Origin of the sequence: Labilithrix luteola (assembly GCF_001263205.1) — a bacterium.
GTDB classification, from domain to species: Bacteria; Myxococcota_A; Polyangia; order Polyangiales; family Polyangiaceae; genus Labilithrix; species Labilithrix luteola.
The window spans coordinates 10,778,090-10,797,927 of record NZ_CP012333.1 but is presented as its reverse complement, the minus strand read 5'-3'; the positions used below and the strand labels follow the sequence as shown (position 1 = coordinate 10,797,927).

The following is a 19,838-nucleotide window of genomic DNA, read 5'->3' as shown; positions in this document are numbered from 1 at the left end:
AAAGCGTCAGTATCTGGAATTCGTCAGCTCGACGTCCGCCCGCGACCACGCATTACGCAAGCGTCGCTCGACGTCCCAGAGCTCGGGCGATCGCTTCGCGCGCAAGACCGTCGCGAGGCCAAAGAGTGAGTAGCCGTTCTCGGGATGCTTCTTGAGGTCGTCACGATAGGTGGCCTCGGCTTCGTCGAGACGTTCGGCCTCGATGAGGACAGCACCAAGGAGCTCCCGACTGGGGATGGCCCAGACGGGAGGCTCGTTGTAGTGGATGGTGTCTTCCGCGGCGACTGCCGCCTTCAGTGCGGAGACCGCCTCGTCGTAGTTTCCCTGCTTGGCTGCAATCTCACCTTCGAGCTGCTTGGCTGCGATGGTGGCCAGTGTCTTCGCGGGGGTGCCGTTGCCGACCATGTACTTCGGATCGAGCTCGTTGGCGGCCTTGGTGACCTCTTCCTGTTCACGGACGGCTTCGTCGAGTCGATCGAGGCGCAGGAACGAGAGGCTGCGCGCGTAGTGGCGAAGCAGGTTGGAGACAGGCAACCGGAGCTCGGGATCGAGAGGAGGCTCGCGAAGCACGTCCGCGGAGCGTCCAAAGCGAAGCAGTGTGAGCAGCGGCGCTTGCGCGGATGGATCGAACATGCCCGGCATCGCCTCCACCATCGACGGCGACAACTGACGCTGGAGTTCGCGGCCAGCCGCGAGCGACTCCGCGCTGCGTCCTTCCATCATCGCGGACGCCCAGAGGAACTGGACGTTGTGCGCCCGATACATGGTGGCGTACGTGCCGAGCTGGTTCAGGGAACGCGCGGCGTACTCGCGATCGGCGACGATGGCCCGCCGGTTTGCCTCCGACGCGTCCTCGTAGCGGCCGAGGCGCATGTAGATGTGCGAGGGCATGTGCACCAGGTGACCGGCTCCCGGAACGAGCGTCCGCAGGCGGTCCGCGGAGGCGAGGGCTCGCTCTGGATGCGTCGACGCTTCGACGGCGTGAATCAGAAAGTGATTCGCACCCGGATTGTTCGGCGTCTTGGCGAGCACCGCCTCGAGGACTCGCACGATCTCTTCGGTTCCGGGGCTAGGACGACCATCGTTCGTCCACAGATCCCACGGCCGAAGATCCATCATCGCTTCGGCGTAGAGCGTGCCTACTTCGGGGTCGTTGGGGAATCGCTTGTACGCGTCCCGCATCGCATCGGCGTAAGCCTTGTCGAGTGGTCCGCGCGGCGCGTTCGGCTCGGCTGAGAAGCGCTTGGCCTGGGCAGCGACGAGCGCACGCTCGACGTCCGTACCGCCGAGTGCCTGCGCGCGTGCGAGGGCGGTCCGCGCGTCGCGTGCATGCGCGGCGCTCACCATCGGGCTGTTGATGTGGGGGCCGTTCGCGGCAGCGATGCCCCAAAAGCACATGGCGCACGACGGATCGACCTCTGCGGCGCGCGTGAACGACCGCAGCGCCTCGTCGTAATTGAAGGCGTAGAGGAGGGTCAGGCCTTGATCGAAGTAGAGCTGCGCAGCCGGGACCTTCGTCGTGACTTCACGATGGTAGGACCCGAGATTGGGAAACAGTTGGGCCTGCCCTGCAGTGGAGGCGATCGACGCCGGCTGAACGCGCACGTCGGCGGTCGGCGCCGTCGCGGCGTGTGTCGTCGTTTCGGCGGGCCGTGAGGGATGGCTGCAGGCCGACGCCAGCAGGCCGATCGAGGAAAGCATCGCGAGCTGCGCTCGTGCTCTTCGCATCGCTCCTCTTGCGGCCTCCTATGGCGACCGTACGTCCAGCGATCCGCGTGTCAATGTGGCGACCCGCGACCTCCAACACGCGCACCGCCGCGTCCCGCCCCAAGCGGAGCCCAACCAGGCCTCGATGAGCTCATCGGCGCGACACTGCGTCGTGTCGACCGAGCGTCGCTCAGAACGTGCCGGTCACACCCGCAGCGTTCGGGGCGAAGACGGCGCGGATCGTCGGCTTCGTCGGCGGTGCCTTTGCGGCTTGCGGGGGCTCCTCGCCCGACGTCATCGCGAACGCGAAGACCGTGAGGCCGGCGGCGAGGATCGTGGCGCCTCCGAGGATGTCGCCGGCGAGGGCGGTGGTTCGCGTGGCTCGTCGCGCGTCGTCGATGTCGGGCTTGTTGTTCGGGACCTCGAGGGCCTTCTCGTAGGCCGAATGATTCGAGGACGTGACGGCCGCCATCACGGCGGTGCCGCCGGCAAGGACGCCCGTGGTCACGAGACCCACGTAGAACGGCGTCCGGCTCTTCTGCCTGTGCGCGGGAATCGTCGATTGGGTTTGCGAGGACGGGGGCAACAAGACCTCGGTGACAATCGGCTTCAGCTCGAACTTGAGCTCCAGCTCCTGCGCACCGGCGACGTCGAGCACGCGTGTCTCCGTCTGGTAGCCCGAGGCGGTTACGGAGATGCGGCGGCGTCCGGCGCTGACGAGAAGGGGCTGCTGCTGCACCATCCCGCGCGGCTCGTCGTCGATGGAAATCTCGGCGGGGGAGACGTTCACGGCGAACGTGACCTTCGCCGTGCGAGAGCGCAGTTTGACGAGGTCGTCTTCGATCTCCTTGCGGCGCTCGCCGTCGATCTTGTCCCCGCCTTCGGCGAGGTACTGCTCGAACGCGCGCATCGCGCCGGCGTAGTCCTGGAGCTGGTAGAGCGTCTGGCCGAGGTTGTAGTGAATCCGAAACGACGGCGCGGCGGCGTACGCTGCGCGGAACTCGGCAAGGGCGGCGTGGAAGTTTCCTTCCTTGTAGAGCTCGATGCCGCGCGTGAAACGAGTGCGGCCTTCGTCGATGCCGCGGTCTTGCGCATGCGCCACGTGCGTCACGGGCGCCGCGCACGCGAGCGAGCACGCGAGGATCCAACGATGACGAGCGCGAACGGAGAGGCTCATGGCGCGTACGGGTCCTTTTCGTCGAGCGGGCGCGACGGCGTTTTCTGGGGCGGAGGCGCGTGCGGAGTGGTCACGCTCGGCGTTGCTGGCGAGCGCGTGTTGGTTGCGGGAGGCTTGAACTGCGGCGGGGCGTAGACGGGCCTCACGGCTTGCGCGATCGTCGTTACGGTGACCGGCGAGGCGCTCGGGACCGTGGGCGTAGTCGGGGGGGACGCGGCGGGAGGCGGCTCGGGCTCGTGCGCCACGGGGAGCGACGTTGCAGCCGCGCGCGGGCTCTCCTGAACGTTGCGCCGCGAGCTCACGACGTAACCGATCGTGCCCGAGCCGAGCACCACGATCGTCGCGACGGCCGCGACGATCCCGATCGAGCTTCGGCGGCGGGGCGGCGGGGTGAGTGAGACCGTACGTGCCGGAATGCTGGCGGTCTCGCCTGGCGCGGCGGGGGTTGGGCCGCCGTCCTCCGGCGCGAGCACGTTACGCGTGGAGCCCGATGGAGTGCGGAGCGTCTCCGGTCCATTGAGTGCCCGCTCGCCGCCGGTGACATCCGGGGCGACGAGCTGCGCACGGCTCGGCGCCGCGCCAACGCGAACCGACTGGCGCATTCCGCTGCTGTCAGCGAGACGGTGCTCGACCAGGGCGCGGAGCTGTTCGCGCTCGGGGGCGAAGGCGTCACGCAGCGCCTTCGCCCAAAGCTTTCGGCTCGGCGCGCCGTGCTTGGCGAGCCATCGTTCGAGCTCGGTCTGGAAGTCGGCGGCGCTCGCGTAACGATGCGCCGGATCCCTATGCATCGCACGGTCACACATCGCTGCGAGCTCTGGATCGACGTCGGGGACGACCTCCGCGATCTTCGGCTCGCGCCCTTCGACACGGCGCACGAGCACGTCGCTGGCGCTGAGACCGTCGGCGAGGCGCCGGCCCGCGATGGCCTCCCACAGGATGACGCCCACGGAGAAGATGTCAGCGCGACCGTCGACGTCGAGCAGGCTGGCCTGCTCGGGCGCCATGTATCCGATCTTTCCCTTGAGGACGCCGGCTTGCGTCATCTGCATGGCCGCGGCGCTCTTCGCGATGCCGAAGTCGACGAGCTTCACCCTGCCGTCGTAGCCGACGAGGATGTTGTGTGGGCTGACGTCGCGATGGACGATGCCCAGGTTCGAGCCGTCGAAATCGGTGAGGCCGTGCGCGTAGCTGAGCGCTTCGAGCACGTCGCAGAGGACGCTCGCATGCGCGGCGAGCATGAACTGCTCCGAGGAGAGCCGTCTCCGAAGCCGACTGACCGGCTGGCCCTCCACGTACTCCATCGCAAGCATGAGACGACCTTGCGTCTCGCCGCTCTCGAAGGTCTGCACGACGTTCGGGTGGTTCAGGCGCGCGGCGAGCCTGGCCTCGTCGAGGAACATGGCGCGGAAATCCTCGTCCTGCGCCATCTCGTCCTTCAGCATCTTGAGGACACAGAGCTTGCGGAAACCTTCGGGGCCGTCGGCGACGGCAAGGTAGACGTCGGCCATGCCGCCGTGACCGAGGGCGCCGACCAACCGGTATTTGCCGAGCGTCTCACCGAGGCGAGGGTCGCTCGCGTCCAGCGCGTGCAGGACGGCCGACTCCGACGGATCGACTCTGGGCGCGGGTTGGCTCATGGTGAAGGCTCGATGGCAATCGTGGTGGCAGCGCCGGCGCGCACGAGGGTGTGCCCGGAGCCAATCCGCTTCCCCGTGTCCGCGAACGTCGCCGTGAAGGTGTGAAACCCAGGCGGCATGTTCACGAAACCTCCGCGCCCGAGGGAGTCCGTTTTGGTGTCGCTGATCGAGGGCGCGGAGTTGATGATGTAGAAGAGCTGCATCTTCGGGTCGCTCGCGCTCGTCGTGAAGCTCACGCCGCCGAGCGGCTGCTGGTTGCAGTCGCGCGCCATGACGAACACGAGCCCGTGGCCGACGTCGTCGTAGGCGTCCGATCGGCCGAGCGCGGAGTCCGCGAGGAAGTGAATCTCCTTGGGGCGCAGGAGCAGCTGCTCGAGCTCGGTCTTCGGCCTTCGGAGCGGCGGCGATGTCGAGCGGAACGTCGGGGCGTACGTGTTGCTCCTCACCTCGAAGAAACCTTCGAAGCCGAACTCGACTTTCGCCGTCACCGTGCCGTCAGCGTTGGGGACCACGAAGCCCAGTCCGCCCTCAGGGCCGGCATCGCCCGGGCCGCTCCCGACGAGCGTCGTTCGCGCGTGGTCGCAGCTCGTGTCGGTCGCCGCGCAGAGACGGACAACGGTGTCCGAGGGGGCGCTGCCCGTCGAAAAGTCCGTATAGCGAATCGTGAGGTCGACCTGTCTCGTCGGGTCCGGGGTCGGCGCCGGGATGTTGGCGCACGCGAAGGGATCCTCCGCGCCGTCCGCGCCCGCGTCGCTCTCCGTGCTCGCATCCAAGTCGGTCGTCGAGGCCGCTCCGACGCAAACATTGTCGGTCGAGCACCGCGACGAAGCGAACATCGCTCCGCGCTGGCGACAGTCCGCATCCGTCGCGCATTGCTCGTCGCTCGTCGAAAAGAGCAGCGAGCATGCTCCACACAACCAAGGGAGCGCGATTGCCGATGCGCAAACGTGCGTAATACGACGTTGGAACATCCGTCTCTCTCGTTCGACTGCACGGCGAACGGATGAATTCGAGAGCCCCGCGCTCTCGTGCCCCCGCCGTCATCTGTTCGACACCATATCGAGGCATCGTATTTCTCGCCATGGGCTGAAGCGAGCAACCGGCCTGCTGCGACGCGTCACGTGCCGCGAGTGCTGCCAAGCGTACGTTGCAGGAGACTGAAGCGTGGGAGTCGACATCGTCCGAAGAGAAGACGTCCGGGAGACGATCTCATTTCGAGACGCGTGCGCTCTACACCTTCTGCTGATTCACGCCGATCGAACGCTTCGCGGAGCGAGCCACCGCGCTCTTTTGGTGCTGCGAAGCCTGGTGGGCGAACGCCGTCCGTCGGAGTGGAATCGGGCTTCGGAGTTCGTTTGGTGATTGGGTGGCTGGGTGCCGCAGTCGGCGGTACGGCGATGAAGGGGACCGGCCGCAGCGGAGGAGCTCGATGGGCTTCGCCTGCGTCTAATTGTCCCCCCGACGAGCGCGCCGACGTCGTCCGCACCGACGTCGATGCCCGCGTGTCCGCACGCGCCCGGCCGGGGCGACCGGGGGCGTGCAAGGAGGGACGCGCGCTCGTCTCGAGCAGACTCGCGACGACGCATGAGCGAGGAAGAGGCTCCAGTCGTGCGGAGCACGACGCGCCCGGCCCGGGCGACCGGGGAAGGCTCAAAACCGGAGGTTTTGAGGGGGCCGGAGGCCCCACAAGTCAACACTCGATGATGTTCACGGCGAGGCCGCCGCGGGCGGTCTCTTTGTACTTCGTCAGCATGTCGGCACCGGTCTGGCGCATCGTCGCGATGACCTTGTCGAGCGAGACGAGGTGCGAGCCGTCGCCGCGAAGCGCGAGGCGCGCGGCGTTGATTGCTTTGACCGAGCCCATCGCGTTGCGCTCGATGCAGGGCACCTGCACGAGGCCGCCGATCGGGTCGCACGTGAGGCCGAGGTTGTGCTCCATCGCGATCTCGGCGGCGTTCTCGACCTGCTCGGGCGTGCCGCCCATTACCTCGGCGAGCGCGCCGGCAGCCATGCTGCACGCGACACCGACCTCGCCCTGGCATCCGACTTCGGCGCCCGAGATCGAGGCGTTGATCTTGTAGAGCATGCCGATGGCAGCGGCGGTGAGGAGGAAGCGCACGGCGCCGTCGTCGTCTGCGCCGGCGATGTAGCGGCCGTAGAAGTGGAGAACGGCGGGAACGATACCCGCGGCACCGTTCGTGGGCGCCGTGACGACGCGACCACCGGCGGCGTTCTCTTCGTTCACCGCGAGGGCCCAGAGGTTGACCCAGTCCATCGCGTGCAGAGCGTCGCCTGCGTTCGGATCGGCCTTGAGGCGCCGATTGAGGGCCGCCGCGCGGCGCTTCACTTTGAGACCGCCCGGCAAGATGCCTTCGCGCTCGCAGCCTCGACGCACGCATGCGCGCATGGCGTCGACGAGGTGCATGATGCCCGAGCGCACGTCCGCTTCGCTGCGCATCACCTTCTCGTTCTCGAGCATCAGAGTGCTCACCGAGAGACCGTGGGCCTTGCAGAGCCGGAGGAGCTCGGCGCCCGTGGTGAACGGGTAGGGGAGCGGTGCGTCGGGGGCGATCGACGCCGTGGTGGAGACGCCGTCATCGACGACGAATCCGCCGCCGACCGAGTAATACGTCTTCTCGAGGAGCGTCGTGCCGGTTTCGTCGCTCGCCACGAACCGCATACCGTTCGGGTGTGCGGGCAGCGTCTTGCGGCGCAAAAAGAGGATTTCACTCTCCGTGTGGAACGCGACGGAGCGGCGGCCGAGGAGGTTGATCTTTCGTTCGCGGGCGATCCGCTCGATGCGGGACGGAACGAGATCGACGTCGGTGTCTTCGGGGCTCTCGCCCTCGAGGCCGAGCAGCACGGCGACGTCGGTGCCGTGGCCCTTGCCCGTGTGAGCGAGCGAGCCATAGAGCTGCACGACGACGCGTGCCGTCCGATCGAAGAGGCCATCGCGCTCGAGCGCTTCGACGAAGCGACGTGCGGCGCGCATGGGCCCGACGGTGTGAGAACTGGAGGGACCAATACCGATTTTGAAGATGTCGAAAACGCTTAGGCGCAAGGCAGTCGGAGCCTAGGCCGTCCGCGGCGCGCGTCCAAGTGGTCCGCGGGTAACAAGTATGGTCGCGCTTTGCCGCTCTGCGGCGATCGTTCTCCGCGGACGCGTCAGCGCCCTGCCGTCAGGACGGCTTCGACGAGCTCGGTCGCCGTGTCGGCGAGCTCCGTCAGTCGATCCGCTCGTCCTTCCTCCACAGCGAGCAACGTCAACTCGTGAACGCCTCCCACGATGGCCGTTGCCATCGAGGGCGAAAGCCGTCGCACGGCAGGTTCGTGTTTGCGACCACGTTCCACGAGGTTCTGGAGCGTGTCCGCGAAGCGCTGCATGACCTCGCGCCTCATCTTGAGTCCGCCCGGCCCTGCGGCCTGGATCTCCATGAGGAGCGCACGCGTGAGTCCGGGCTGCGACTCGAGCACCGAGAGGTACGCCTTCGTTGCGCGACGGATGCGCTCACGCCACGGAGCATCGGTGGTGGCCTCTTGTTCGAGCGTGAAGAGCGCGATCTCGCTCATCGCGCCGTAGCAGGCGAGAAAGCACGCTTCTTTGTCGGCGAAGTGCTCGTAGAACGTCCGCTTCGAGACGCGTGCGAGCCGGACGATGTCGGCGATGGTCGTCGCCGCATAGCCCTTGCTCGCGAGCGCCGAGGCCATGCCCTGGATGAGCCTGTCCCGAGGGCTCGGCCCATCGGTCTCGTCCGAGTGCTCGGGCCCAGCGCCGGTCGAGCTTCCGGGACGCGTTGACGCTTGCATTTGGTACTCCATGGTACCATGCTCATTGGTACTGCGCCGTACCAATCGTGCGTCGGAGGAGATCACGGCGACTCCATGTTGGTCGAGGCCAACGTGCGTGCAGAATGCACATCGCGAAGGGAGGCAAAGCGCATGACGTACTCGCTCGAAGGCAAGGTCGTGTTCGTGACGGGGGCCGCACGCGGGATCGGCGCCGAGACGGTGCGCATCGCCGCTCGTCGAGGCGCGCGCCTCGCGCTCGTCGGAATGGAGCCCGACAAGCTCGCGGCGCTCGCGAACGAACTTGGTAGCCGGCACACGTGGGCCGAGTGCGACGTCACGGACCAAACGAGCCTCGAGCGCGCGGTCGAACACGTCGTTTCCACGCTCGGCGGCATCGACGTCGTGGTTGCGAACGCCGGCATCGCGAGTGCGGGAACGGTGTCCGTCACGCCCATCGAAGCCCTGACACGCGTGATCGACGTCAACCTGAACGGCGTGGTCCGCACGGTGGCGACCACGCTCTCGCACGTGACCGAACGTCGAGGCTATTACTTGCTCGTCTCCTCGGCCGCCGCGCTTCGCGCGCTTCCCGGGATGGCGACGTACGCGGCCTCGAAGAGCGGCGTCGAGCAGTTCGGTTCGGCGCTTCGTCTCGAGCTCGCGCACAAGGGGGTCGGCGTCGGTGTTGCGCACCCTTCGTGGATCGACACGGACCTCGTGCGCGACGCGAAGCACGACATCTCGACCTTCGAGCAGATGCTCAAGCGCCTTCCGGGGCCGTTCGGGGCGACCACGTCCGTCGAGACGTGCGCCGAGGCCTTCGTGGGCGCCATGGAGGCGAGGAAGAACAAACTGTACGTGCCTCGATCCCTCGTCTTCTTCTCGGCGATTCGTCCGCTCCTCGCCGGGCCTCTCATGGACGCCGTCATTCGCCGCGACGCGCGCAAGTCGGTTCCCCAATTCGAGCGCGAGGTGCAGTCGCTCGGCCGTGCCTTCGGCCGCCAGAGCGTCGGACTCGGCGAAAACGGTGCGTCACCGACGACGAATCTGCGTGCCGAAAAGGACCAGCCCGCGCGCGTCTAGCCGGGCTGCGAACACAAGCTCACCCGTCTCTCGAAAGCACGTCGTGAAACGTGGCTCGCGTCGCCGACGCGAGGGACGGCGAGGGGGGAAGTGAGCTACGCTCGGCGCCGATGATCAACGATCGGTTTCTCCGCGCCTGCCGCCGCGAGCCCGTCGACTGCACGCCCATCTGGATGATGCGTCAGGCCGGCCGCTACATGCCCGAGTACCGTGCGCTTCGCGAGCGTTACACGCTGCTCGAGCTCTGCCGCAACCCGGAGCTGGCCACGCAGGTCACGCTGCAGCCGCTGCGCCTCGGCATGGACGCGGCCATCCTCTTCGCGGACATCCTTCTCCCGCTCGAGCCGATGGGCGCGCCCTTCGAGTTCGCCGCGGGCGAGGGCCCGGTGATTCACGCACCGGTCGCCACCAAGGCCGACGTCGACAAGCTTCGCGTCATCGAGCCGGAAGAGGGACTCGGCTACGTTCTCGACGCGATTCGTATGCTCAAGAAGGAGCTGAAGGTGCCGCTCATCGGCTTCGCCGGTGCGCCCTTCACGCTCGCGAGCTACCTGATCGAAGGCGGCAAGAGCTCGCAGTTCGCGAAGGCGAAGCGCTTCATGTACACGCAGCCCGAGGTGTGGAACGACCTCATGGCGAAGCTCTCGGAGGTCGTACGTAAGTACCTCCGTAAGCAGATCGAGGCCGGCGCCGACGCCGTGCAGCTCTTCGATTCGTGGGTCGGCCAGCTCTCGGCCGACGACTACCGCACCTACGTGCAGCCGCACGTGCGGAACATCCTCAAGGACGTCGAGACCTGTGGCGTTCCCGTCATCCACTTCGGAACGGGCACCTATCACCTGCTCGAAGCGCAGCGCGAAGCAGGCGGCACGGTCATCGGCCTCGACTGGCGCACGCCCATCGCCGACGGCTGGGCCAAGGTCGGAGCGGACCGCGCGGTGCAGGGCAACCTCGATCCCATCACTCTCCTCGCGCCGCGTGAGCTCGCGGAGAAGCATGCCGCACGCGTGCTCGAGCAGGCCGGTGGCAAGAACGGTCACATCTTCAATCTCGGCCACGGCATCCTGCCGGAGACCCCGGTGGCGACGGTCCAAGCCGTCGTCGACTTCGTGCACCGCACCTCGTCGCGATCATGACCGATGCGGTGGTGCTCGTCGCGCACGGCACCGTCGATGCGCTCTCGGACCTGCCGGAGTTCCTGAAGAACATCCGGCGCGGTCACGCGGCACCGCCCGACCTCCTCGCGGAGGTTCGGCGCCGGTACGAGGCGATCGGCGGCTCGTCGCCGCTCAACGCGATCAATCGAGCGCTCGCTCGCGCCGTCGGCGAGCGCCTCGGCAGCGTGCCGGTTCGCTTCTGCAATCGCCTCTTTCGTCCCTATCCGAAGGACGTTCTCAGCGAGCTCTTCGATGAAGGCGTGCGGCGAGCCTGTGTCATTCCGCTCGCGCAGCATTCGAGCGGCGTGTACGGCGCAGCGATGACCGACGCCGCGCGCGAGGTCGGTGACGGGTCGATGTCCGTCGTCTCGGCCCCGAACTGGGGGCGCGACGAGAAGCTCACCGAAGCGTTCGCGTCCACCGTGATGGAGGCATTCGCACGGGTGCCCGCGGATGAGAGCGCCCGGACCGCGCTCGTCCTGACCGCGCACAGCTTGCCGGTCAGCGTGATCGAGGCCGGCGACCCTTACGAGGCCGAGTTTCGCGGGAGCGCCGAGGCGGTCGTGGCGGCCGTGCGCGCTCGCGGCGCCAGGTTCGCCGAACATGCGATCGCGTTCCAGAGCCAAGGGATGAGCACGGGCCCCGGAGGCCGCCCGATGGCCTGGATGGGGCCCGACCTGAAGGCCACGCTCGAAGCGCTCGCCGCGCGAGGAGTTCGTCACGTGGTCGTCGCGCCGATCGGCTTTCTGGCCGATCACGTGGAGATCCTTTATGACCTGGACATCGAGGCGAGGGCGTGGTGCGAAAGCCGCGGAATGTCGCTCTATCGAAGTGATTCGTTGAACGATCGGCAGGAACTCGTCGATGTTCTCGTCGGGCTTGCGCACACCACGTTCACCACGCGCCTCGTCAGTGTCGGTGAGGGGGCATGAAACGAGTCGTCATCGTCGGCGGTGGAATCACGGGGCTCGCGGCAGCGCACGCGCTCGAGCACGCTGGCCTCGACTGCGACATCCGTCTCATCGAGGGCGAAGCGCGGCTCGGCGGCAACATCCGCACCGTGAACCACAACGGGTTCACCATCGACGCGGGCCCTGACTCGTGGGTCGCGGCGAAGCCCCACGCCACCAGGCTCGCTCGCGAGGTCGGCCTCGGCGACGAGCTCATCGGTACGCGCCCCGATACGCGCAAGGTCTACATCGTCTGGAAGAAGCAGCTCCATCCGATGCCGGAGGGGCTCATTCTCGGCATCCCCACCGAGATTCGTCCGTTCGCCGCGACCGACCTGCTTTCGCTCGATGCCAAGCTCCGCGCCGGGCTCGAGCCGTTCATCCCGAAACGTGATTGGTCGGGTGACGCGGACGAGAGCATTGCCTCGTTCGTCTCACGGCGGCTCGGCCCCGAAATTTGCGAGCGCATTGCCGGCCCGCTCCTCGGCGGCATCTTCGCCGGCGACCCCGACGCTCTCTCCGTACGCGCCTGTGTTCCGCAGCTCGTCGAAGCAGAGGCGAAGCACGGCTCGCTCATCCTCGCGATGCGCGAGCTCCGTGCGAAGCGCAAGAAAGCGGCGGGAGCGGGCGGAGGCGAAGCGAGTGCATTCCTCTCGCTCACGCGCGGCTTGGGCGATCTCGTCCTGAACCTGGCGTACAAGCTGCGTCGGACGGACATCACCAAGTCGACGGCGGTTCGCCGCGTGTCGCGCCTCGCACCGGGCGACGAGCGAGGACGTTGGGCCGTCGAGCTCCAAGGCGAGACGGTCTTCGCCGACGACGTGGTGCTGACCGTCCCCGCGCACGCCGCGTCGCGCATGCTCGCCGACGTCGACACGTCGCTTTCGAGCCTGCTCGGCACCGTCGAGTACGTGTCTACGGCCACCGTGTTCCTCGCGTACAAGCGCCAAGACATCCGGCACCCGCTCGATTCGGTCGGGTTCCTCATCCCGCGTGCCGAGGGCCGGCCCATCCTCGCGGGCACGTTCGTGTCGAGCAAATGGGACCATCGCGCGCCGGCAGGGCATGCGCTGATCCGTGTCTTCATCGGCGGCGCCGGTGGAGAGCGCTACTTGTCGGACGACGACGACCATCTCGTCACCGTCGCGCGCGAGCAGCTCCTCGATTTGCTCGGCATCGACATGCCCCCCGTCTTCACGAAGACGTTCCGCTTCCGCAAGGCGAGTCCGCAGCCTCACGTCGGGCATCTCGTGAAGATGGATCGCATCTTCACGAAGGTCCGCGAGCTGCCGGGCCTCCACGTCGGAGGCAACGGCTACGTCGGAAGCGGCATCCCGGATGCGATTCGTCAGGGCGAGGAGATCGCCGCGCGTATCGTGGGTTAACCCCAGGGCTCGTCTGAATCGAGCTGGATCGCGAAGCAACGTTTCGCGCAGGCAAGACGCGACGACGAGGAATACTGGCCGTATTTCGAGGAGTCGCAACGCAGCCTGCGCGGAGCGGGGCGAGCGAGGCGGTTCGATTCAGGCGAGCTCTGGGGTTAGATTCGGGCGAAGGCTGCTTTCACTTCGGGCCGATTCCACCGGAGGAGCAGCGGAAATGCTGCCAGGCACGTGCAGCTCGGAAGGCCGCACGCGATGGCGATGAAGCCCAAGGTCCAGGCCCAGGGCTTCATTGGAACGAACGTAGCCACGCCGAAGAGCACGACGAACGGGGTGGCCACGAGCGTGGGCGGGACTCCGCCTGCTGGATGAACCAGGAAGCCGGCGACGACGACCGCGCCGAAGGCGAGAGCCATCGTGGCCGCATAGAGGCGGAACCACAAAATGACCGAGGGACGCGCATCGGCCCTGGTTTGCGGCGGCCGGTAGGCGTCCCTCGTCACGGCTTTCTCTCGTGAGGTGAGCGCTTCAGCGCGTCGACGTGCTCTCGGCAGCCACTGCGCTGCGCGCACGCCACCACTCGATGACCATCGGCAGGATCGAGACGAACACGATGCCGATGACGATGAGCTCGAAGCGCTCCTTCACGAAGGGCACCTGGCCGAGCGCCCAGCCCGAGCCGAGCATCAGCGAGACCCACGCGACCGCGCCGACGACGTTGTAGACGATGAAGTTCTTGTAGTTCATCGCGCCGGCACCGGCGACGAAGGGCGCGAACGTGCGGACGATCGGAACGAAGCGGGCGAGGATGATCGTCTTGCCGCCGTACTTCTCGAAGAACTTATGGGTCTTCTCGAGGTGCTTCTTGTTGAACCAGCGCGAGTTCTCGCTCTTCATGACGCGCGGCCCGAGGACCTTGCCGGCGTGGTAATTCAGCGTGTCGCCGACGATGGCGGCCACGATGAGGCCGATCGCGAGAGGGCCGACGCTGAGGAAGCCGCGCGAAGCGACGGCGCCTGCGGCGAAGAGAAGCGAGTCACCCGGCAAGAAGGGCATCACGACGAGGCCCGTCTCGCAGAACACGATGATCATCAGGATCGCGTAGGTCGTGCTCCCGTGATCGATCGTGAACTGATCGAGGTTCTTGGTGAGGCTGCGGAAGATTTCAAGAAGCTGATGCATGTCGCGCAGCGAAGGAAATAGTCCGCCGGTCAGGTTCCGTCGAGCCGAATCGCCTGCTGCTTCACGCCTGCCTTGACATGCTCGCGCCTCGAATACGCGCGCGCAGGTTGGCGAAATGGCGAAACGCGCCGCAAAACGCCGCGGGCGGGCGGCCAGCCCATAGCACTCGGTCGACTCAGCGCATGCATTCCGCATCCGGGCTCTTGCGCGTGAAGAAGAGCTTCTCGGCCACGCCCGGCACCGCGGTCGCGCCCGCGTCGGAGGTCGCACGAACGTCCAGCTGGAGCCGCCCGTCCTGCATGAACCAACCTTTGGCGACGGCGGCGCCGGCCGTCTGCTTCTCGCCGGTGAAGATGCGCACCGGGGGCCCGTAGGGAGCGCCCTCGGCCGGGGTCGTTTGGATGGGTCCGTCGAGCGAGCTGCTGCCCCCCGACCAAGCGAGCCTCACGCGGACACCGAGCTCCGCGCTGGGAGTCGAACACGAGCACGCATTGTCTTCGGTCTCGAGCGATTCGTTCTCGCCGCGGCCGTCGCTTCGAATGATATGGCACGACGACGTGCACGCCGTGGCCTGTCCGATGGACGGTTCGGCGCAAAGCCCCTCCACGTCGTCGGCGGGGCAGAGCGAGAGCGTCACCTCACCGATCGAGGAGGCCGCGACGTACGTTCCGCGAAGGCTGTTCGCGAAGGCGGCGTCACTTGCTGGCGTGAACGACGCTTCGTGCGTCGCCCCGCAATGCGCCCCGTAAATCGAGACGATGGAAACGAAAGAGACGACGAGAGCACCGGGGCGCTTCAATCGTCGTCTCTCATGGTTGTTCGGCGCGTCTCGTGCCGAAGCGATTCAAAGACGCGGCTCAATAAACCGGGGGCTTGCTTCCGCGCTCGGCGTTGGCGCCGGGGGACGTGGGCATGTCGGTCATGCCCGCATCGTCCGCGAGGGTGCCGAGGCCGCCGATGCCCGGCTGCGTCGACGGCGCGCCTGCGCCTGCGCCGCCAGTGCTGGAGACACCCGTCGTTCCGTCGGGCAGCTCTTCGATCTTGATGAGCACCGCGGTGACGTTGTCCTCGCCGCCGTGTTCGTTCGCGCGGACAATGAGCTGCGCGCACGCTTCGCGGATGTCGGCGGCGCCGTTGACGATCTTGAGGATCTCGTCGTCGGTCACCATGCCGGACAGGCCGTCGGAGCAGAGCACGTAGACGTCGCCGGGGCGCGGATCGTCGTGCTGGAGATCGACGACGACCTGGTCCTGCATGCCGAGAGCGCGCGTGATGACGTTCTTCGGCAGCTCGCTGCGCTGTTCCTCGGTGAGGTCCGGCATCGCGAGCAGGTAGTCGTTGATGAGCGAGTGGTCGCGCGTGAGCAGCTGAATCTGCTGGTCGCGAACGCGGTAGCAGCGCGAGTCACCGACGTGGCCGATGTACATGCGCTTCTTACGCGCGCTGAACATGGCGCCGACAACCGTCGTCCCCATGCCGTGGTACTCGCGCGAGCGCGTGCTGCGCTCGAAGATCTGGCGGTTCGCAACGCGGATCCCCGTGAGGAGGCGATTCTCCTCCTCCGAGAGATTCGTGTCGAAGTGGAACGGCCAGGTGACGTCGTCGTTGGCCGTGGACTTGAAGAACTCGCTGATCGTTTCCGTCGCAAGCTTCGACGCGACGTCACCGGCGCGATGTCCACCCATGCCGTCGGCGACGACGTAGAGGTCGTATTCTTTCAGCACGACGAACGAGTCTTCGTTGTGCTCTCTCTGGAGCCCAACATCGCTCGCTCCGGCTGCGATTGCGCGCATCAAACCCACGGCTCCGCTGTCGAATTAGGCTCGCCGGGAACCCTTCCGGGTGTCAAGCCCAGCATCGCCTCGATGGTCTGCCTTGAGGACGAGGGGGAGGGGCTCATACCTCCATGATATCCTTTTCTTTTTGCGCGATGAAACCGTCGACCTGCTTCACGCCCTCGGCCACGGTTTCTTCGGCCTTGCGCTTCGCGCGGTCGACGTCGTCCTTCGGGGCGTCACCGGACGAGTCCATCTCGCTGAACATATCCATCGCCTCGTGGCGAGCCTTGCGGATGGCGACCTTGCACTCCTCGCCGTACTTCTTCGCGATCTTCACGAAGTCACGGCGGCGCTCCTCGGTGAGGGGCGGAAGGGGAATGCGGATCAGGTCGCCGTCGGTCTGCGGGTTGAGCCCGAGCTCGCTCTCGCGAAGGGCCTTTTCCACGGCTTTGACCGCCGTCTTGTCCCAGGGCTTGACCGTGAGAAGGCGCGGCTCCGGCACGTTCACGTTCGCCATCTGGGCGAGTGGGGTGATGGCGCCGTAGTAATCGACGCGGATGCCGTCGAGCATGCTCGCATTCGCGCGCCCGGCTCGCAGTTTGCCGAGATCGCGCTTGAGGGCCTCGTGGGCCTTGCCGATCGAAGTGACCAACTCTTTATGAACGTCGTCGAGCATCGCGGGACCGAACCTTAGCCCGCCTCTGGGGCAACAGGAAGATCTGTCGGTAGGCCGGGGGTCGGGTCGGCCGTCCTTTCTCCCCTCTTTTCCCTCTTTTCCCGCGAGACCTCTCACGAGGCTCGGCGGCGCCGCGTTTTGCCTGCGAGAGCGAATGGCGAGCGGACCAGGTGCGTCTATCCTGCCGGAGCCCATGCCCCGACCCCTGGTTCGAAATACGTCCACCGTCTCGCCCGGCCCGGCAGGGGTGGGGAGGACTCGAGCCGGTCGGACCGGACGGGGCCGAGGTTTCCAGGCGGTTCTGCTGCCTCTGGGGTCGGCCGTCGTCGTCCTTGGCGTGCTCGTTTCCCAGACGCCCGACGCTCGTGGAGAGCCCGGCGATGGAGGCCGGGCCGACGCGATCGCACCGACGGTCGCGCCGAAGCCTCAGGCCAGCGTGGCGGTGCCCGCTCTCGACGACGTCGAGCACATGTGCGCGCTGCTGACGACCTGCGACAAGGTCGCGCTTCCGCCGGGGCTCGTCCCTCGGGATTTCGTGGGCTGCGTACGGGCGATGTACACCGAGCTCGCGTCGCCGTCGGCCGCGCAGTTCTCGCTCACGCTTCGTGAATGCGGGCTACGCGCGAGCTCGTGCGGCGAGCTTCGAACCTGCGCCCTTCGCGGCGCGCGACCCGACGTCTGCACCGGCAAGGGCAAATCCGGCCCCGTGGACTTCTGCGACGCCGACGGGCGCGCGGTCACGTGCAACGCCGAGCGCGCCACGCTCGTTCGCGACTGTCCTCGAGGCGGCGAGCAGTGCGTCGTGCGGGACGGCAAAGCGGCCTGCGCCCTCGGCGCGTGCGGGGCCGACGCTCCGCCGGTTTGCTCCAACTCCGGGACGCGCATTCTGGAGTGCAAGAAAGGACGGCTCTCGAGCCTCGATTGCGGCGCATTCGGGCTGACGTGCACGTCGACGTCCGAGGGCCCTCGATGCGCGACGTCGGGGGCCTCGTGCACGGAAGGCACGACCCGCTGCGAGGGGGCCACCGCCTTCGCCTGCTGGCACGGCCACGAAGTGGGGGTCGATTGCGGTGCAGCGGGGCTCGCTTGCGCCGGAGGCAGTCGTGGAACGAGCGCCGTCGGCACGTGCGCGGCTCCACCTCCTCAGCCCGGAGCACAAGCAGGCTCGTGCGATCCTTCGAGCCCCCCGCGCTGCGACGGCGCCACGATTTCCTGGTGCGCGTGGGGCACGCCCCGAAAGTACCTCTGCAAGTCGATGGGCCTCTCGCGCTGCGTGGCCGACGACAAGGGAGTCGGCTGCAAGTAGCGCGACGCGCGGATTCCCCGTGCCGTCGTGCTATTCATCGCCCGTGATTCGTACGCGTTCGTTCGCAGGCTCGGCGCTGCCGCGCTGGGCTCCCGCCGCCGTCGCGCTCTGCACGCTCTCCACCGTCGCGTGCAGCAAGTGTGGTCATCACGAGACCCCGACCGACGAGACCGTTTCGAGCGCTCCGCCCTCACCCGTGCCGGCGCCCGAGGCGCTCCTCGCCGACCTCTACGTGACGTCACCGAACGGCTCGTGGGCGAAGCTGCAGCGCGGGATCGGCGGCGCGACCGGCATCCTTCCACCCTCTGCCGGCGGCATCGTTTGCACTGCGCTCGGTCTCGACCCCTCGCTCGGGGGCGAGATCGACGGAACGTTGCCTTCCTTCGGTGTGGTCGCCGGCGATCCTGCGAGCCCGGGTTGGGCATTTGCGATGAAGCTGACCGACGCGCGTCATGCGCGGAGCGTTCTTGCGGGCGGTGACACCGCGCATTTCACGAGCCGCGAGGCGGACGGAATGACGGTTCTCGCGGCAAAAGGTGAGTCGCCGGATTCGTCGCTCGGTCTCGCCATCTCCTCGAACGGTTATCTCCTCGTCGCGCGCAAGGGCGACGACCTCACGCGTCTGGGGCCGTATCTCACGAGGACGCTTCCTTCGCGTCCGCTTCCGCCAGGCGCCCTCGTGGCGGACGTTCCGCGATCGGCTCTTGCGAGCGTCATCGCTCCGAAGCTGCGTTCGCTTTGGGCCGAAACGCAGCGCTCGCTGCTCGCGCAGGACGATCAGGCTCGTCGTGCGCACGGTGGTCGAGCGCCCGACTTCGCGGATCCGAAGGCGATTCTCGCCGCGGCCGACACCATGCTCGGGCGGCGCCTCGACATCGTGGGTGACCTCGACAGGCTGCGTCTCTCGCTCGACGTTGGCGACGAGGGCACCGTGATTTCGGCGACGATGACGCCCGCCGCGGGAGGGGGTGCAGCGTCGAAGTGGATCACGGCGATGCGCACCGGCGATCACGCGCCCATCGACGCCCTGCCGGCGAGCGCGGCCGTGGCCTTGCTCCTTCGCGACGGCGACGAAGCGCGTGCCGAACAGGCGCGCGAGCTCGAAGAGGCCCTTCGGGCATCGCTCGGGGAACGCCTCGCTGCGGCGGACGGGAAGAAGCTGCACGAGGTCTTCGACGATGGCGCGAAGGCGCGAAGCGACGTTCTGACGGCGTCGGTTCTATGGGACGAGCCGCAGGCCTTCGCTCTGCAGGCGCCCGTGAAGGATGCCGAGGCGGCAGGGCGAGCCGTGCGCGGAGCTCTCGATCTCGCGCGGGCGGCGCCGTTCAAAGAGATGCTCCATCTCGATGACGCGACGACGGCCAGCGAGGAGACGCCGGATCTCGGTAGAATCTCGCTCGCCACGTTCGTCCGGAAAGCCCATGGAGGAGGGGCAAGCGGGGCGAGTGGGCTGGCGGCCACGGGGCGCCCGAAAGCCTTGCCTACATCCGACGCGGGCGCCAAGTCGCGCAGTGCGTCGAATGCAGGAGGGGCCATGGCCTGGAGCAACGCCGCGGGGCAGCTCTCCGTCGTCCTCGGTGCAGAGCCGGTCGTCGGCTTGCGCACGAACAGCCGTCCGGACAAGACGCTCGGCGCCGAGCCCTCGGTGAAACAAGCCCTCGAGCCGCTCGGATCGGAGGCCAGCACGGTCGTCGTCGTCCAGCCACTCCGCTTCGACCCCACGCGGGCGAACCTCCCGATCGCGCCCGTCGTGTTTGCCGTCGGGCGACATGGCGGCGACGCCTTCGCCCGGCTGTCGCTGTCGAATGGCGTGCTTCGCGAGGTCGCGCGCCGCCAAATGGGGTTCTGAAGCGCGTTTTCGGCCTGCCAGCCTGTCGGCCGGACAAGCCAGGGAACAGGCAGGCAAAACAAATCAAAAAACTTGCCTGACGCCGGCCATTGGACGACGGGCGGAGTGGTTCCGTCCCGTCGGTCATCGCACGATCACGCCTTCGACGGGCTACCGGCGTTGACC

General features: G+C 67.3%; 17 protein-coding genes. 6 read left to right on the top strand and 11 right to left on the bottom strand.

Annotation, left to right across the window (positions count from 1 at the left end):
• Positions 1 to 6: 6 nt before the first annotated feature.
• From AKJ09_RS46540 to AKJ09_RS46515, 6 genes are all read right to left on the bottom strand, one after another.
• Positions 7 to 1,728, bottom strand: a complete 1,722-nt coding sequence (locus tag AKJ09_RS46540) for a tetratricopeptide repeat protein (protein WP_146654308.1) — start codon at positions 1,726 to 1,728, stop codon at positions 7 to 9.
• A gap of 169 nt (positions 1,729 to 1,897) precedes the next feature.
• On the bottom strand, positions 1,898 to 2,884 hold the full coding sequence (locus AKJ09_RS46535) for a tetratricopeptide repeat protein (RefSeq protein WP_146654307.1): 987 nt from the start codon (positions 2,882 to 2,884) through the stop codon (positions 1,898 to 1,900).
• Positions 2,881 to 4,521, bottom strand: coding sequence for a serine/threonine protein kinase (locus AKJ09_RS46530; protein ID WP_146654306.1), 1,641 nt, complete (start codon positions 4,519 to 4,521; stop codon positions 2,881 to 2,883). Before AKJ09_RS46530 ends, AKJ09_RS46535 begins: the two co-directional genes overlap by 4 nt.
• Positions 4,518 to 5,492: a hypothetical protein gene (locus AKJ09_RS46525; RefSeq protein WP_146654305.1), complete on the bottom strand. Its 975-nt coding sequence runs from the start codon at positions 5,490 to 5,492 to the stop codon at positions 4,518 to 4,520. The genes AKJ09_RS46530 and AKJ09_RS46525 overlap by 4 nt, the downstream gene beginning before the upstream one ends.
• Before the next feature lie 719 nt (positions 5,493 to 6,211).
• Positions 6,212 to 7,582, bottom strand: coding sequence for an L-serine ammonia-lyase (locus tag AKJ09_RS46520; protein WP_146654304.1), 1,371 nt, complete (start codon positions 7,580 to 7,582; stop codon positions 6,212 to 6,214).
• A 104-nt stretch (positions 7,583 to 7,686) separates the two neighbouring features.
• Entirely contained in the window at positions 7,687 to 8,328 is a 642-nt protein-coding gene (locus tag AKJ09_RS46515; protein ID WP_169928477.1) for a TetR/AcrR family transcriptional regulator, read from the bottom strand.
• Positions 8,329 to 8,460: 132 nt separating this feature from the next.
• On the opposite strand from AKJ09_RS46515, the gene AKJ09_RS46510 reads away from it, so the two are divergent.
• From AKJ09_RS46510 to hemG, 4 genes are all read left to right on the top strand, one after another.
• Positions 8,461 to 9,393 (top strand): SDR family oxidoreductase, encoded by a 933-nt coding sequence (locus AKJ09_RS46510; protein WP_146654302.1) that lies wholly within the window; start codon positions 8,461 to 8,463, stop codon positions 9,391 to 9,393.
• Between the two features lie 110 nt (positions 9,394 to 9,503).
• A complete protein-coding gene (hemE, locus tag AKJ09_RS46505; RefSeq protein WP_169928476.1) occupies positions 9,504 to 10,529 on the top strand; it encodes a uroporphyrinogen decarboxylase in 1,026 nt (341 codons plus the stop codon).
• Complete coding sequence (gene hemH, locus AKJ09_RS46500) at positions 10,526 to 11,482, top strand: ferrochelatase (protein WP_146654301.1); 957 nt, start codon at positions 10,526 to 10,528, stop codon at positions 11,480 to 11,482. Before hemE ends, hemH begins: the two co-directional genes overlap by 4 nt.
• Positions 11,479 to 12,885, top strand: coding sequence for a protoporphyrinogen oxidase (hemG, locus tag AKJ09_RS46495; protein WP_146654300.1), 1,407 nt, complete (start codon positions 11,479 to 11,481; stop codon positions 12,883 to 12,885). Before hemH ends, hemG begins: the two co-directional genes overlap by 4 nt.
• A gap of 155 nt (positions 12,886 to 13,040) precedes the next feature.
• On the opposite strand, the gene AKJ09_RS46490 is transcribed toward hemG, so the two are convergent.
• The 5 genes from AKJ09_RS46490 to frr form a co-directional block, all read right to left on the bottom strand.
• Positions 13,041 to 13,385 (bottom strand): hypothetical protein, encoded by a 345-nt coding sequence (locus AKJ09_RS46490; protein WP_146654299.1) that lies wholly within the window; start codon positions 13,383 to 13,385, stop codon positions 13,041 to 13,043.
• Positions 13,386 to 13,410: 25 nt separating this feature from the next.
• Complete coding sequence (locus AKJ09_RS46485) at positions 13,411 to 14,064, bottom strand: DedA family protein (protein WP_146654298.1); 654 nt, start codon at positions 14,062 to 14,064, stop codon at positions 13,411 to 13,413.
• Between the two features lie 175 nt (positions 14,065 to 14,239).
• The gene (locus AKJ09_RS46480; RefSeq protein ID WP_146654297.1) at positions 14,240 to 14,863 is read right to left on the bottom strand and encodes a hypothetical protein; all 624 of its coding nucleotides are present in this window, start codon (positions 14,861 to 14,863) and stop codon (positions 14,240 to 14,242) included.
• A gap of 58 nt (positions 14,864 to 14,921) precedes the next feature.
• A complete protein-coding gene (locus AKJ09_RS46475; protein WP_146654296.1) occupies positions 14,922 to 15,857 on the bottom strand; it encodes a Stp1/IreP family PP2C-type Ser/Thr phosphatase in 936 nt (311 codons plus the stop codon).
• A gap of 103 nt (positions 15,858 to 15,960) precedes the next feature.
• A complete protein-coding gene (frr, locus tag AKJ09_RS46470) occupies positions 15,961 to 16,518 on the bottom strand; it encodes a ribosome recycling factor (protein WP_146654295.1) in 558 nt (185 codons plus the stop codon).
• A 337-nt stretch (positions 16,519 to 16,855) separates the two neighbouring features.
• Here frr and AKJ09_RS46465 point away from each other — a divergent pair, with 337 nt between their 5' ends.
• Together AKJ09_RS46465 and AKJ09_RS46460 are read left to right on the top strand one after the other, a co-directional pair.
• On the top strand, positions 16,856 to 17,824 hold the full coding sequence (locus tag AKJ09_RS46465; RefSeq protein WP_146654294.1) for a hypothetical protein: 969 nt from the start codon (positions 16,856 to 16,858) through the stop codon (positions 17,822 to 17,824).
• Between the two features lie 43 nt (positions 17,825 to 17,867).
• On the top strand, positions 17,868 to 19,673 hold the full coding sequence (locus AKJ09_RS46460) for a hypothetical protein (protein WP_146654293.1): 1,806 nt from the start codon (positions 17,868 to 17,870) through the stop codon (positions 19,671 to 19,673).
• The last annotated feature ends 165 nt before the right edge of the window (positions 19,674 to 19,838 follow it).